18 protein-coding genes are annotated in these 13,901 nt (G+C 63.8%); 12 read left to right on the top strand and 6 right to left on the bottom strand.

Annotated elements, in window-relative coordinates:
* Positions 1-57 precede the first annotated feature (57 nt).
* The 4 genes from FHU35_RS04765 to FHU35_RS04750 form a co-directional block, all read right to left on the bottom strand.
* Positions 58-423: a hypothetical protein gene (locus tag FHU35_RS04765; protein WP_145737137.1), complete on the bottom strand. Its 366-nt coding sequence runs from the start codon at positions 421-423 to the stop codon at positions 58-60.
* 208 nt (positions 424-631) lie between these two features.
* A complete protein-coding gene (locus FHU35_RS04760; protein WP_145737136.1) occupies positions 632-1,258 on the bottom strand; it encodes a hypothetical protein in 627 nt (208 codons plus the stop codon).
* A gap of 6 nt (positions 1,259-1,264) precedes the next feature.
* Positions 1,265-2,560, bottom strand: coding sequence for a putative T7SS-secreted protein (locus FHU35_RS04755; RefSeq protein WP_342788499.1), 1,296 nt, complete (start codon positions 2,558-2,560; stop codon positions 1,265-1,267).
* Between the two features lie 101 nt (positions 2,561-2,661).
* On the bottom strand, positions 2,662-3,027 hold the full coding sequence (locus tag FHU35_RS04750) for a hypothetical protein (protein ID WP_145737134.1): 366 nt from the start codon (positions 3,025-3,027) through the stop codon (positions 2,662-2,664).
* Positions 3,028-3,327: 300 nt separating this feature from the next.
* Here FHU35_RS04750 and FHU35_RS04745 point away from each other — a divergent pair, with 300 nt between their 5' ends.
* Together FHU35_RS04745 and FHU35_RS04740 are read left to right on the top strand one after the other, a co-directional pair.
* A complete protein-coding gene (locus FHU35_RS04745; RefSeq protein WP_281290211.1) occupies positions 3,328-3,834 on the top strand; it encodes a DUF3558 family protein in 507 nt (168 codons plus the stop codon).
* A gap of 349 nt (positions 3,835-4,183) precedes the next feature.
* Positions 4,184-4,498, top strand: coding sequence for a hypothetical protein (locus tag FHU35_RS04740; protein WP_145737132.1), 315 nt, complete (start codon positions 4,184-4,186; stop codon positions 4,496-4,498).
* Between the two features lie 243 nt (positions 4,499-4,741).
* Here FHU35_RS04740 and FHU35_RS29165 read toward each other — a convergent pair whose 3' ends face one another.
* Complete coding sequence (locus tag FHU35_RS29165) at positions 4,742-4,918, bottom strand: hypothetical protein (RefSeq protein ID WP_186459257.1); 177 nt, start codon at positions 4,916-4,918, stop codon at positions 4,742-4,744.
* Positions 4,919-5,184: 266 nt separating this feature from the next.
* Here FHU35_RS29165 and FHU35_RS04735 point away from each other — a divergent pair, with 266 nt between their 5' ends.
* The 5 genes from FHU35_RS04735 (at position 5,185) to FHU35_RS04715 (ending at position 8,621) form a co-directional block, all read left to right on the top strand.
* The gene (locus tag FHU35_RS04735; RefSeq protein WP_186459256.1) at positions 5,185-5,523 is read left to right on the top strand and encodes a WXG100 family type VII secretion target; all 339 of its coding nucleotides are present in this window, start codon (positions 5,185-5,187) and stop codon (positions 5,521-5,523) included.
* Complete coding sequence (locus FHU35_RS04730) at positions 5,520-6,755, top strand: putative T7SS-secreted protein (RefSeq protein ID WP_145737130.1); 1,236 nt, start codon at positions 5,520-5,522, stop codon at positions 6,753-6,755. The genes FHU35_RS04735 and FHU35_RS04730 overlap by 4 nt, the downstream gene beginning before the upstream one ends.
* Before the next feature lie 11 nt (positions 6,756-6,766).
* Positions 6,767-7,426: a hypothetical protein gene (locus FHU35_RS04725; protein WP_145737129.1), complete on the top strand. Its 660-nt coding sequence runs from the start codon at positions 6,767-6,769 to the stop codon at positions 7,424-7,426.
* Positions 7,427-7,753: 327 nt separating this feature from the next.
* Positions 7,754-8,104: a hypothetical protein gene (locus tag FHU35_RS04720; protein WP_145737128.1), complete on the top strand. Its 351-nt coding sequence runs from the start codon at positions 7,754-7,756 to the stop codon at positions 8,102-8,104.
* Positions 8,088-8,621, top strand: coding sequence for a hypothetical protein (locus tag FHU35_RS04715; RefSeq protein WP_145737127.1), 534 nt, complete (start codon positions 8,088-8,090; stop codon positions 8,619-8,621). The genes FHU35_RS04720 and FHU35_RS04715 overlap by 17 nt, the downstream gene beginning before the upstream one ends.
* A gap of 83 nt (positions 8,622-8,704) precedes the next feature.
* On the opposite strand, the gene FHU35_RS04710 is transcribed toward FHU35_RS04715, so the two are convergent.
* Positions 8,705-10,078 carry a hypothetical protein gene (locus FHU35_RS04710; protein WP_145737126.1) on the bottom strand — a complete coding sequence of 458 codons (1,374 nt, stop codon included), beginning with the start codon at positions 10,076-10,078 and terminating at the stop codon, positions 8,705-8,707.
* 192 nt (positions 10,079-10,270) lie between these two features.
* On the opposite strand from FHU35_RS04710, the gene FHU35_RS04705 reads away from it, so the two are divergent.
* The 5 genes from FHU35_RS04705 to FHU35_RS04685 all read left to right on the top strand — a co-directional run bounded on the left by FHU35_RS04705 (position 10,271) and on the right by FHU35_RS04685 (position 13,816).
* On the top strand, positions 10,271-11,122 hold the full coding sequence (locus tag FHU35_RS04705) for a helix-turn-helix domain-containing protein (protein WP_145737125.1): 852 nt from the start codon (positions 10,271-10,273) through the stop codon (positions 11,120-11,122).
* Positions 11,123-11,140: 18 nt separating this feature from the next.
* Positions 11,141-11,374, top strand: a complete 234-nt coding sequence (locus FHU35_RS04700) for a DUF397 domain-containing protein (protein WP_145737124.1) — start codon at positions 11,141-11,143, stop codon at positions 11,372-11,374.
* A 227-nt stretch (positions 11,375-11,601) separates the two neighbouring features.
* Positions 11,602-11,997, top strand: a complete 396-nt coding sequence (locus tag FHU35_RS04695) for a PE domain-containing protein (protein ID WP_145737123.1) — start codon at positions 11,602-11,604, stop codon at positions 11,995-11,997.
* 35 nt (positions 11,998-12,032) lie between these two features.
* Positions 12,033-12,566, top strand: a complete 534-nt coding sequence (locus FHU35_RS30375) for a DUF3558 domain-containing protein (RefSeq protein WP_425474112.1) — start codon at positions 12,033-12,035, stop codon at positions 12,564-12,566.
* Between the two features lie 149 nt (positions 12,567-12,715).
* A complete protein-coding gene (locus FHU35_RS04685; RefSeq protein ID WP_246110069.1) occupies positions 12,716-13,816 on the top strand; it encodes a hypothetical protein in 1,101 nt (366 codons plus the stop codon).
* Positions 13,817-13,901: the final 85 nt, after the last annotated feature.

The following is a 13,901-nucleotide window of genomic DNA, read 5'->3' as shown; positions in this document are numbered from 1 at the left end:
TTCTCATCGAGTCGTGGGCGTGCCTTGACAGGCCAGGGCTCCGATGCGAGTCGTGGTTCAAGGCGTGCCGTTGCGCTCGACGACGCGAGTTCTCTCCTCGGAGCTGAGGGAGAACTCGACGGACGAGCCGTCCGGCCAGCGGAGGTTGGTCTTGGCGACCTTCAGCGCAGGTCGCTGTTGGGCGGGTGAACGCCACAACACCTGGGGCTCGTGCTCGCCGATCGTCAGGAGTGTGACCTGGGATTTCGACCAAGCCAGCCACACATTACCGCCCGCTTCGCGGATCGCATCAGCGAACAGCAGCCCCGAGCAGTCGCGCTGTCCGCGTAGGAAGACGCGACCGGTTTGACGCGAGTGAAGCTGGATTCCGGCGTCAGCGAGGTAGCTGACCACCAAGGCGATCGGAATGTAGACGATGAGCACCGGTGTCATCAGGATCGTGCGCAGTACTCGTCTTGCCCCTGTGGCCTGAGGCGTCCCATTGCGTCTACGGCCTGGTACGTCGTAGACGACCTTGCGAACGAGGAGTTGGACCGCGGAAGTGGGCTCGCGAGTGAGATTCCCCGCCTTCTGGCGCACCAACTCGCGTGCGTGTTCAGTGGAAGTCGTGTTCTCAGCTTCTCGTGCCATGTCAACCGCTGAGCGGCTCCCATCCGAAGGTGTCGAAGATTTCGAGGCCAAGGACGCAGACCCGCTCCCAGTCCTGGAACGAGTTGGTGATCACCGAGACTACCCCGATCGTCGTCCCATCTCGGTCCGGAACCCACGCAGAGAGCTGGCGAGTGAGGATGTGGTTTGGTTCGCCATTCACGATCAGAGCATTGTGCTCCTCGAGAACCGTCGCCACGGCCGGGCCGGAGGGGAGTCGCAACTCCTCGACAGCATCCGCCCCAGACGAGCTGTGGAGCTCGACGAGGTTATTGATCGCCTCGCGCGCGGTGTGGTGGTTCGACGGCATCGAGATCCCTGCGAGCGTGACCATGATGGGGCGTAGCGGGTCGTCGGGAGACTTGTAGAAGGCCATCGCAGCGTAGTCGATTCCGCCGTCGCCGATGAGCGATCCGAGCTGAGCGAAAGCGCTGGCTGCCGCTACCGCATTGTCGTCATCAGGTGTCATACCAAATTGTTTGGCAATGCTGCTGGTTAGCTCTCCACCATCAGTTGAAGCCTCGACGTCGTCGAGTGGAAGTGCTGTGAACGCATCAGGCAAACTGATGTGAAATCCACGAGATGGCGACGGGTCTGCGTGCGAGGTCATCAGCGGTCACCGCCCGGCAAGCGCGCTGTGGAAGCCGTTCGCAGCATTGCCGGCGGCGTTTTTTACGGCATTCTCGCCCTGCTCGACGTATGGCTGCGCTTCCCATTTACCGACCATGAATGCGCCCTGCCTCGCTGTGAGCACACCGGCACCAGCCGCGATCGCGGTGCCGTCTTGTGCGGTGTGCAGAACCTTCTCTGCGCCACGAAAGTTTGTTTCTCCGGTCTTCCAGGAGTTGATCGCGAGACCTGCCTCGCGATCGAACAGCTTGATTCCTTTCTCGGCGAGGGTCGCGCCTTTGCCGATCGCCTGAGACCCTGCGCGGTTGAAGGTCTTTCCTGCCGCCTCAGCGCCTGCTGCGAGCTTCCCGCTCTCGGCGAACTTCGCCGCGGTTGAACCGGCTTTGGCTGCCTTCGGCAATACCTTGGCCGCGCCGAGCGCGCCCTTCGCGGCGCCTGCGCCCGGGATCACGCCGATGGCGTCGAAGGCCATGGTCGACCAGGAGACCTTCGCGCCTGCTGCCTTGGCCAGTGCGTGTGTGCCGACGGCTGCCGCGCTGACGCCAACTGCTGCGGCCGTGGTGACCGCGTTGACGCCGGGGATCCAGCACGTGGCTGCGGCTACGACGCTCAGCACGGTACCGGCGGTGCTGAGCACGTCGCCGACCTTGTTGATCGTGTCGGCGTTGTCCTGGATCCATTGCCAGGCCTTGCCCGCAGCGTCGCTGATCCCCTGACCCAGGTCTTCCAGCATGGAAGTCAGGCGATCGAGAAGGCTGGGGGCGTCGGGTGCTTCTTCCGCAGCACGTCGAAGCGCGTCTTCGACTGCTTTGGCGAGGTCGTCGTGCTGGTGCAGGAGCCGTTGGGCTTGCTCCCGGATGGTTTCCAGGTCTGCGTTGGCCTGGCTGAGCTGGGACTGGGCGGTGTCGATTTTGCTCTGCGCCTGTTGCAGAGAAGCCTGATCGGGGAAGTTCTGGCCGATCAGTGCGAAGTTCGGGTTGGACTCGGCCTCTCGGACGCGTTGCTGTGCGGAGGAGGCCTGAGCTTCGTAGTCCCGGGCTCTTTGCTGGAGCGAGGTCAGCTGCCCTGACCAGCCGGAAAGCGTTCTGGCCGCGTCACCGAGGGAGCGGTGAGCCTGCTCCAGGTACTTGGGCAGCTCGCCGATGGTACCGGCGAAGGCCTCGGCAGCTTGGCCCTGCCACATCCCGTCTTGGCGGCCGATCTTGGTCAGCGCCTCGTGAGCTTCGCCCATCTTGGTCGAGATGTGCTGGTAGTCGGTGGCCACCGACTCGACGGTGGCCACGGTGCCCGGAGCCGGGTCGAATCCGAGCACCGGGTAGGCAGACGGTCCTGTCACGTGCGGGTCCTAACGTGCATGCTTCGTGCCGGTGGGCTGTACGCGGTCTAGCCGTTGAGGCGCTGCTCGATGCGGGATGGCTGAGCGGAGGCGCTGGCTGCCTGCTGCGGTGGAGGCTCCTCTGCTGCCTCGGCGACGAGAGACGCAGCCTCGTTCTCGATCTTGGCGTAGGTCGATCGCGCCCCGTCCAGGGCGTCGCTGGTCTTCTTGGCACCCTCGGCGATCTTCGTGATCCCGTCCTGCCAGCGGTTTCGGAAGTCCTCGGCAGCGTTGTCGATACCGGGGCTGCCCAGGTCGCGTCCGCTCGCGTTGCCGAACTTGTTGTTGGCATCGGTGATGTCGTCGGCGGCTCGATCGAGATCATTCACCAGCCGAGTCAGCTTCTCCATGTTGACCCGATAGCCGTCTGCCACGTCTGCTCACCCAATCAATGCGGTCGTAGGCGGCTGGAGAGTAACAACCAGGTCGATCGTCGAAGGCTGAAGCGAGCGATCCGTGGCATGAGACACGCACGTTGGCCGAGGGGTGCCTCTTTGATGGATTCGGCACGGGGATGGGGTGGACGCGGCTAGTCTTTGTCTCCCTTCCGAGGTGATGACCCTGGTGGGGAGACGCGGTGCACCCGCGATGTTGCCGACTGGTGGTTCTGATGAGGGTAGGAGTTGAAGCGCACGGTTTTCGCAGTTCTTCTAGCAGTTCTCGGCCTTCTCGCTGTGGCGTGCGGAGGGTCTGAGGTGCAACCACGGCCGCAGGTGAGCGAATCGCCGGCATCCGTGTCGAGAGCCGGTCCGGCGAAGGTGACGGAGGTGGCTGAGAAGTGCGCCGTCCTCGACGAGCAGGAGTTGCGCGGGTTCGGGGTCGATCAACCACCGCGTGAACGCGACGTCAGCGGGATGTGGGGCTGCGAGTACCAGGGGACCTCGGACGATGATCAGGTGTGGTCCGCCGCCGTCGCTCTGAACGGCCACGTCAGCTACAAAGCTGAGCTCAATCGACGCGCCGAACCGACCGGTTCCTCCGATCTCAAGGGCTATCCGGGCAAGACCTTCCGGAACGGCATGGACTGCACGCTGATCGCGGACATCTCAGATCGAGGGTTCCTGGTGGCCAACGGCACGAAGGTAACGCCCGGGGATCGCGGCCCCGACCCCTGCGTGATCGCGGAGCAGCTCGGCGGGATGGCCGTGCTGAACCTCCCCGACGAGCCGGCTGCGGGGTAGCGGCTCGATCGCACGCGTCGGCATCGCTGCTCCACTTCGCTCCCTTGGCCTGCGCGGCCGCTCAGCGAGTCGCCTCAGCCGCCTTGTGGAGCTCGTCAGCACGCAAGTTTCCCCAGCGGCGCGGACCATGCCAGTGCCTGGATCATGTGGGCGGCTTTGACGGAGGTCGTTCGGGTGGTGCAGAGCTAGGTTTCCGTACACGACGGGAGAGGTCCGATTGCGAGCAGGAGGTTTAGTCCAATCGGGTGATGCTGCACATTTGTCACGACGGGTCCGAATTTGCAGCTTCGGATCACCGCCTCGCTTACTTCGTCCGAAGCTGAGCTTCAGTGTGGTCCATCATTGAGCGATGGACGTACTCGGTTTCGACGACCGCGATGTGTGTGAGCGGCTGGATGCCCCCACGTTCATGGTGGAGCTGTGGTCCTGGTCGTTGGACTCCAGCGGCGGCGCGACGAGGGCCGTGATGAGCTCTCGGCTGTTGCGTGATTGCGATGTGCGGGAGGCGCTGGCTTGGTGTGATGCGAACAAGCCTGAGCCGGGGAGCTTCGTTCTATTCGCGGGTGTCTGGACGACTCTTGGCTATTTCAAGGGCTTGTGGCTCGCAGGGGAAGCACCGAGTGTGGACGAACCACGTGCGTCTACGGTGGCCTTCTCGTGCTGAGGTAAGCCATCGGGGGTCCGTTGCTCTTGCTGGGTTTGTGCTGGAGACGGGGAATCCTCAGTTGCGCGGGCTCGGGTAGATCAACCACCGCTTGGCCCTGAGCGCACCAGGGATCCTCCCGCCTCGGTGACGTCCAGGTCAGGGCGTGTCCAGGCCCCAGGCCCCAGGCCCCAGGCCCTGGAACTGGTGGAGGACGCCGTCCGGATCTGTCGATGTCGTGAGGCTTCGCGGGCTTGGACGTCGTTACCAGTCGAAGTGCTCGGGATGCTGCTCTGCTTCGAAGCGGAGTCGGTTGAGTTCGTCGGCGAACAGTTTCGTGTGTCCGCATCCCAGGCACACGACGGCACTGAGGGTGGAGAGCGGATTGGCCCACAACCGCTTTCGGTACGGGTGCACTCCGGTCTTGTACTGGCTGGTCATGCGCATACCGCCGACGAAAGTACCTCCGCAGAGCGCACAGCTGGGGTATCGCGATTGTGGGGCAGTCATGGCGTTGTCTCTATCAAATCTGGGCCGAGCATTCAGGTGAACGTTGCCCCGCTCTGAGAGGGGCGAGGGGGTGCAGCGCGCTTCCGGTGGTTCGGGGTGACTTCCGTCGCCTCCCGATGGAAAACCCCACGTTGCTCTCCATCCCAGGTAGGTTGCTCGGCGGCTTGCTGACGAATGCTGTCGCTGGGGGACGAGGAGTGCCTGACTTCACGGTCGACGTCGGTGGTCTGGATGCGTTGAGCAAGAACCTGGACCGCACCACCGAGAACATCGAAGGCGCGACCAAGCGGATCAAGGACCTGGGCACCGGCTCGCTCGGGCCGGCAGAACTCGACGAGGCATGTGCTGACTTCCGTGCTGACTGGGAAGAGGGGCTGGACAAGCTTCGTGAAGCCGTAGATCAGGTCAAGGGCGCGCTGGACGCCTCCAGGCAGACGTACGCGGAGCTCGACAGCAAGATCGCTGAAAGCCTGCAGAAGATGTCGGGCGGCGAAAGCGCCGGCGAAGGGAACAGCGCGAGTGGGGGTACTCGATGACCGAGGGGAAGTACCCGTCGCTCGGGTTTGATCCCGCGCGCGGAAACGTGGCCGAGGTGCGGTCGGTTTCCAGGCAGCTCGGAGATACCGCGACCTACTCGCGAGAAGCCCACGAAGTTCTGGTGTCGGTGAAGAACCAGAAGGACGTGTGGCAGGGAGAAGCCGCCAAGGCGTTCGCGGACAGCCTCGGCGAATTGCCCAAGTATCTCGACGATGCGCAGGAGTCCCTGAAGATCGCGAGCAAAGCCCTTACGGCCTGGGGCGATCGCCTCCAAGATCACCAGCGCGAAGCGGCACGACTGGAAGATCAAGCCCGCCGAGCCTTGCAGGACTACGAGGCGAAGACCAAGGCCGCTGAAGGCGCGCGCAGCGCGGCTCAGCAGCAGGCGGACGATCCCGAGTTGCACGACGCGGCGGTCCAGAAGATCAACGCGGCGAACGATGCTTGGGACGAGGTCGAGTCCATCCGCCGCAAGGCGGGCGATCTCCAAGACACGTGGGAGGACGACGCCCGAGCCTGCGCCGACAAGCTCAACGAAGCTGCGCAGAAGGCCCCGAACAAGGCGTTCGCTGATTCGTTCTCCGAGATGTGGAGCGACACCGGGAAGTGGTTCAAGGACCACTTGGGGGACATCGGTGATATCGCGGGGATCGTATCTGCGGTCGCTGGTGCGTTGGCGTTCATTCCAGTGCTCGCGCCGTTCGCCGGCCCGATCGCTCTGATCGCGGGTGGTGTGGCGCTGGCCGCTCATGGTGCCGACATGGTCGTGAACGAGAAGTTCGATGATGAGAATGCTTGGGTTTCGGTCAGTGGGGACGTCTTGGGCCTGCTGCCTGGAGTTGGCGCGGTCAGCAAGGGGTTCGACGTGGCAGGCGACGTTGTCGCGGGCGCGGATCGCATGGTCGATGTGACTCGAGCAACCGGTGTTGCCGGCATGGCCGAATCGGCGAGTGAAGCAGCGCTGAAGGGAGGACGCACGGTCGCGCAAGAGGTGTTTCATGATGCGCAGAAGCCAGCAATGGCGTTCAACTGGGTCGCAGAGAAGGCGTTGGGGCCTACGGCATCAGAAGGAATGCAGAGGTCAGTGGCAGGCGCACTGCAAGGTGGAACAACGGTCGGTTTGCAGGTGCCTTCCGGTGCAGGTCTCTTCGCGAATGATCAGAATACGACCGACGCTAAGAACGCCAGTGGCTTCGCTAGTGGGATCCTCAGCGGAATTGCGGTGAAATGAGGATGACTAGCATGTTGGATGCTGCATCCACGACTCCAGTTCCGCTTTGGTTCAAGATTCCCGAGCAGCTTCACGAGGTGGATCTCGCCGAACCTGCTGAAGATCGAGTCCGGCGTTCGTACGCGAACGTGTCCACCGTGATGCGCGGCTCATCGCCTGCTGAACGGGTTCACGTCGTCTACCTGCAAGAAGAGATGCTGACGCAGCTCCTGAGCAGTGGGGCTGTCTTCATCGGCCATTGTCTCGCGCGTTCGGAGGCTGATCCGAGTCGGCTGACCTCGGCTCAGTTCAGCATCTTGGTTCAAGAGGCGAATCTTTCGGCAAGCCGTCCCTTGCATGCGTTGGCGGGCGCTCTCAAGCAGCCAGGGAAACGCCGGGAAGTCGGTTTTGCTGAGTACCCTGCCGGAGAAGCGCTGGTGGTCGGTGAAGAGGTCGCGGTCACGCTACCCGCAACGCTGACCGGTGAACTCGACGAGAACACGCATCGGGTTCGTCAGGCCCAGGTGATGTTCGCTCACCCGGATAACGAGCGACTGGTCATCGTGGGGGTATCGAGCGAAGCAGTGGAAGACTGGCACCACTACGTCAAAATCTTGGACGGGATCGCACGTAGTGTCGCGTTCACAGACCCGGCGGAACCCACGATCGGTGACCTGCTCGCTGGCTTGTAGCGGACGGAAGACCAGGAGGAATGAACTTGGGCACTCTAATTGGCCTGTTGCTGTTCGCGGCGGTGTTGCTGTGGGTGGCTTCTGAGCGAGTGCTCTCGCGTTTTCAACGTGCGGGACGTGGCGCTGAATCTGTTAGGCGTGAGTTGGCTGGTCGTGGCCCCGGTGATGGCACCGTGGACGTCACCGTGTGGCGGGCGCATCCGTTGACAGACCACATGATCAAGGAAATCGCCTTGTCGAAGGGGTACCGGTTCGTCCTTGAGACGAGCACGAACGGCAGTCGTGTGTTGCGGTTCGCCCGGCCGAGAACGAAGGGGGCGCACTGAAATGTCGCCGGAACTGGCCAAGACGATCGGACTGTCAGTCTTCATCCCGTCCCTGATTCTTCTCGTCGTGGTTTCTGTTTCGACTGCCTTGGGGACCCCGCGTGGCGTCCGTGCCAAGCGCCGTGACAAGCAAGTTTCGCGGCTTGATCGTGAGGCGAGTGAATCCCGGACGAGGTCGGAGGTTCTGGAGATCGACTGGTTGGATTACCGGGAGATCCCGAAGCCGGAGATCATCGCTCTGCTTCGCAAGTACGGCTGGGCGTATCGGGACGAAGATCTCGGGGACGCGGCGTGGGTGCTGCGCTTCGACTTGAGCTCGGTGGGGAGCCGGGAGAGTGCTGGACAGGGCTGATTCGCTTCGTCGGCTTGAGGCCGAGCTCGGGGCGGTCGAGCTGGACGTCCAGGGCACCTACAACCTCGACACGTCCCAATACGCGGCTCTGTCGTTGTCGGACGTCGGGACAGCGGTCAAGGCTGCCGGGTACAACGTCGTCAGCAACATCCCGAACTCCGCGGGGCGCATGCTAGTTCTGGCTTACCCCCGGACGACGACTCTGTCTGCCAGTGATGGGCCGTTCGTGCCGAAAGCGGGTTTGTCGCACCAAGAGCTCAACTGGGCTCGTGAACGGCACAAGGTGTGGTCCAAGAAGTTCAACCGGCAGTTCGGGTTGGCGTTCCTCCACGGATTCGTGGGTTTCTTCGCGTTCGCCGTGGCGCTGAACTCGTTCGACGAGCCGGGAAGTCGTGGTAAACCCATTGCGCTTGCCATCGCGGTGATCGTGCTGCTGCTGTTCGCGGTAGCGGTGTTCAAGGCCATCGATGCGCGCAGGAAGCGCTGGGACGAAATCGGCCACCTCCTGGAGCGCTAGCGACTGGTGAGGCGTCACCAACGCGGGCAGGTTTCCGCAGGCCATTCGTCTGTCGATCGCCTCGGGAACCTGCCCGCGGTTGGTCACTTCGCGAGTTGTGCTGCTACTTCTTGGGCGAGGGGTTCGAGGCGTTGGGCTTCTTGGAGCGGGTCGGGGAGAGCGTCGCTGACGGAGATCTCGGCTGTCGCCCTGCCGACCTTGAAGTTCAGGAGAATTGCGTTCGGGCCGTGTTGCGTGGCGCAGACCGGGCCGTCGCCGATTTGGAGTGGCACCGGAACTGGCTTCACGCCCATGATCGTGTCGCGGCATAGGGCGGTTTGGCGGGTGCTCGCGCCCTTTTCGTCCTGCCAAGTGCTGAGGGTGATCTTGGCTTGGCCCTTGCCTTCGCCGATCATGCCGCCTTCGGTGAGGGTTTTGCGGCTGCACTTGGTCTGCACTCGATAGGACACCGACTGGTCGAACTCGTTCATGACGGAGTCACCGGCGAAGTAGTTGGCGAAGGCTTGGGGCTTGACCGGTTTGTGCAGGACGGACTCGACGGCTGGTGCGGAGAAGACCTCGCAGGCGTCCTTCTGGCCGGCGTAGCGGCCGGTGAACTCGTACTGCCGGTGGGGTGTCGGGCCTGCGGCGGCCTTCGCCAGCATCGGTTGGATGAGGGCGTCTGCGATGGGCTTGCCCTCCAGCCCGGATTTGCTGCGCGCGCCGTTGTTGTCGCGCGGGCCCTCCACCGTTGCCCGGACGACCAGGTCTGGGCGGGCGACTCGCACGTCCCACCAGTTGTTCGTCTCGTCGTAGTAGTTCTGCACGTTGAAGCCGCGGTCCTGCGTGATCGGCCCGTCCTCGGGGCTGGGCTGTGCTCGGACCATCCGGTCAGGAGCGGAGTACGGGGGCTGGTACACCTCGATGGTCACCCCGGACTGGTTGGGGAACACGTAGCCGCACACGCCCGGTGCGAGCGTGTCCTCTTCGACGGTCCGGTCCGGTGGGACGTCTCCGTCGAAGTAGTTGTGCAGCACCGCCATTTCCGGCGTCGGGGTCAAGCCCAGATTGTCCATCGCATCCAGCGGAACGAACTCGCACGCGTCGAACATCGGCGTGCCGCCGTAGCTGCCAGGCGTTCCCGTGCCTGGTACCTGGGCAAGAGCGACTTCGTGGTCGCGCTGCTCGACTTCCGGTGCGCTGGTGTCCTCGGCTTCCTTCTTGTTCTCGATCTCGACGGCGACGAAGGCGAACCGGGTCAAGAAGGCGACGAGCAGCACGCCGACGACGGCGAGGACGACGCGGGGCCACTTCTTCTTCCGCTTCGGTGGCTGGGGCTGCGGTCCCCAGTGCTGCTGCGGAGGCCCCTGCCAGCCCTGCTGCTGTTGTCCCGGCCAACCCTGCTGTTGGCCTTGCCAGCTCTGTGGTTGCTGCTGGCCCTGGCCCCAGTGCTGGTTCCAGCCCGGCTGATTCGGCACGGAAGTCTCCCCCTCGCATTCGCCCCCGGTATCGGCAGCATCGTAAGGAAGCCGTGGTCGTCACCAGGAGTGATTGCTGAAACTGTTGGGTTCGCCTCGTTGTACCTGCTGGCTGAATCAATCCCGTTCCTCTTACGTGCCCGTTTGGCAAGTGCCGATCGTGATCGCGTTGCCGACAGAGCGGGAGGACGGATGAGCGGTCGCGTGGGTGTGCCGGTGCGGGTGCGGCGCGTTTCGAGTGAGCTGCGGGAGCTTCGGCTGCGCAGCGGCCTTGGGGCTGAGGAGGTTGCCGGGGCTCTGGGGATGTCCATGAGCAAGCTGTCGCGGATGGAGTCCGGACAGCGCGGGCTGCAGGCCGACGACGTGTCGGCGCTGCTCGGGCTCTACCGCGTTCCAGCGCAGCGGCGGGAAGAGCTGTTGGAGCTTGTTCGCAACGCTGCGATGCCCAACTGGTGGCAAGTGCAGGAAGGACGGCTACCCGCGTTGTGGGAAGAAGCGATTCGCTTTGAGCGAGAAGCAGTCGCCATCTTCAACTACGAGACAGTGTTGGTCCCCGGCTTGTTGCAAACCGCCAGGTACGCCGCCGCGTTGGTGAGCGGGATTGATCCAGACCTGAACATCGCTGAGGTTGAGACGTTGGTGTCGTCGCGATTGAGTCGACAAACGGTCTTGAACAGGGCGAACGCTCCGCGGTTCGAGGCATTGATCGAGCAGGCGACACTTGAACGCCCGATTGGCGACACGGCAGTGATGTACCAGCAGATACGGCACCTCGTTTCCGCAGCTCGGCAGGACAACATCACAGTTCGCGTCGTTCCTACCGGGCTCGGAGCACACCCTGGTTTGGCCGGGCCATTCGTGGTTTTCGACTTCGACAGCCATCCCAGCCTCGTCTGCATGGAGAACCGGGGTAGCAGTGCGTTCCTGGAGGAACCCCAGTACGTAGCAGTGGCGCGAGAAGCCCTTCGGCGGTTGCACGAGGTCGCGTTGCCTGAGGAGGATTCGATAGCCCTGATGACGGATATCGCGGACGGGCTCGTTTGAACGGCGAGGGGTGAATCGGTGGCTGCGACAGAATCTAAACCGCTTCAGTGGCGCAAGAGCTCTTGGAGCGCCAACGATGTGAACTGCGTGGAGGTCGCCTTCTCGTGCGGCGATGTGCACACGCGTGACTCGAAGGATCCCACTGGTCAGCACCTCAGGTTCGGTCAACGGGCTTGGTCGGCCTTCGTGCAAGGTCTCCGGGATGACCACTTCGGTACCGGGGGAGGCCCCTCGCTGCTGAGGGTTCGATAGGGGTCCTTAGGGGCTTCGGCACAAGATCAAGTATTTGGGAAGTCCTGGTAGGCGATCTGAGATCCATTTCACTCGGTTGCCGGTTCCTGTTTTGACCAACTTCGCTACACGCGCGTGGACCTGTGCGCTACCGTTTGCCACGCTGGCAAGTGGATGTCCGTCGCCCTCATCGCGACGGCACGTGGACAAGGGGAGTTCAGCGTGAGTAGCGAGGGAGGCGCAGCCTGATGTTTCCGAACGTGTGGGGCCAGATCGGCGAGACCATCGGCCGCATCGCAGACAAGCAGGCATACGCCGCGGCGCAGGCCGCTGGCGGGTCTATGCGGATCCAGCCAGACAAGGTCGACGAGCTCGCCCGCTTCTTCGAAGACGAGGCGGACAGGCTGGAAAAGCGAGAAGCTGACATCACGCTGCTCGCAGAAGTTCCGGCGGCTGGAACCGACCCGGTCAGCACAGGTGCGGCCACGACCTTTGGGCAGGTCGGCGCGGGTGCGCCGAACGCCTACATGGAGAACTACGCGAAGCTTGCTGTTGTCTTCAAGGATGCGGCCAATGCGTTGCGTCAAAGTGCACAGCAGGTGCGGACAGACGACGACACAGCTTCTCTCAGCTTCAAGTCTTGAGTGTTCTAGGAGGAATCTTGCGTAAAGGGCTCACCGTGGGTGCGGTCTTCGCGAGCGTCGTGCTCGCGGGGTGCTCGGGTGGCGGTGCCACTCCTGGGCCTCCGAGCGACGCTCCGACTGAGGCCCCGGCACCGCCGAGCTCTTCCCGTACTGCCCCGGCCAAGTCGTTGCAGGTCGCTGACGCGTGCGGCGTGTTGACTCCGGAACAGCAGCAGGCGTTGGGAGCGAATCAGCCTCCCGAGGCGAGGGAGTCGAATGGCATGCCGGGCTGTTCGTTCGTTTCTGGCGATTCGGGTACGCAGTCGGGGTGGAACGCCTTCGTTGCGGTTAACACCAAGCAGACTCTGCAGCAGTTTGTGCAGTCCAAGCCCGGCACGCAGCCGATCACTGTCGCTGGCTACCCGGCAGCGAAAGCCGAGGTAAGTGGTCGGAACTGTTCAGTCGTCGTCGACGTCTCAGACCAGGGCTCTGTCATGGCGTACGGCTTGTCAAGGGACCAAGGGGTCAACGGCTGCGACGTCATGCAGAAGGTCGCCGAAGCCGTCGTTCAGAATCTTCCGAATGCCTAAGGGGGTAGGCGGTGACCGACAACAGACATCTGGAACCTGCGAGCTTTGAGGGCGCGCAGCTGACGCAGATGCGCAACTGGGTCCAGGGCGGCTCAGGTGCTGAGGCGCTATACGAGCAGTCCACGTTGTGGAACTCTGAAGATGAGTACATGCGTGACTTGAGGACTCGGCTTGAGGACAAGCTGAAGTCCGTTGGTGCGTTCATGCAGGCCGAGTCCGGTGAGGCCATGAAGGACCAGGCCACGCCGGTCGTTCTGTGGACCGAGATCACCGCGGACAGCGCGAAGCTCCAGTCCGAGCAGATGACGGCTCAGGGCGAGGCGTTCAAGAAGGTCCAGACTTCGATCCCGGCCAAGGGCGAAGAGCAGGACGTTCCGGATGACATGTGGATCGAAGAAACCTGGGACTCCCTGACGACCGGCTCCACGGATGCCGAGGACGCCAAGGCTCACAACGAGAAGCTGCGCCAGGATGCTGTTCAGGCGTTCAGCACCTACCAGGACTCGACCCAGAGCAACGTCTCCGGTAGCGCGCAGTTCGAAGCGCCGCCTGCGGTCGCTCAGCCGGACGGTGGCGTGAGCAGCAACCCCGGCCCCAGTGTTGGTGGTGCTGGTTCGCCGTCTCCGTCTTCGACTTCCAGCGCGTGGGCTGGCGGTACCGGTGGTACCGGCTCCACTGCTGGTCCGGCCGGTGGCGGTAACGGTCCGACGCTCGGCAACTACCAGGGCAACACGACCGGTACTGCTTGGGCGAACACGCCTGGCGGTGGCGGTACGAACCAGAACCCCGGTGGCGCTGGTCGCGTTCCTGGCGGACCTGGGACTCCGGGCATGCCCGGTGGCGGTCTTGGCGTCAGTGGACCCGGTACTGGTGCTGGTGCTGGTCGCGGTGGTGCCGGCGGTGCTGGTGGCGGTCGCGGTGGTGCCGGTGCGGGTGCCGGTGGTCGCGGTGGCGTCGGTGCCGGTGGTCGTGCCGGTGCCGGTGGTCCCGGTATGGGCGCTGGTGGCCGCTCGGGCATGGGCGGTCTCGGTGGAGCCTCCGGTGCTGGTGGCGCCGGCGCCGGCGGTGCCGGTGGCCGCGGCGGTGCTGGTGCCGGTGCGGGCGCGGGGGCGCGCGGCCGAGGTCAGGAAGGCGAAGACGACCTCGAGCACGAGACCCCCGACTACCTCGTCGGCGACCAGGGCGTCTTCGACGAGGACCTGCCTAGGGTGGCCCCGCCGGTCTTCGGCGACTGGGACAACCAGCGGTAAGTGCTCGAAAGCGCAGAACGGCTAGTGGGCGGCACCGCTTCGGTGCCGCCCACTAGCTCTTGCAACATCACGGACGATCAGTGCT

Origin of the sequence: Saccharopolyspora dendranthemae (assembly GCF_007829955.1) — a bacterium.
GTDB classification, from domain to species: domain Bacteria; phylum Actinomycetota; class Actinomycetes; order Mycobacteriales; family Pseudonocardiaceae; genus Saccharopolyspora; species Saccharopolyspora dendranthemae.
Note: the sequence above shows the minus strand (reverse complement) of the source record. Positions and strands in the feature narration are given on the sequence as shown.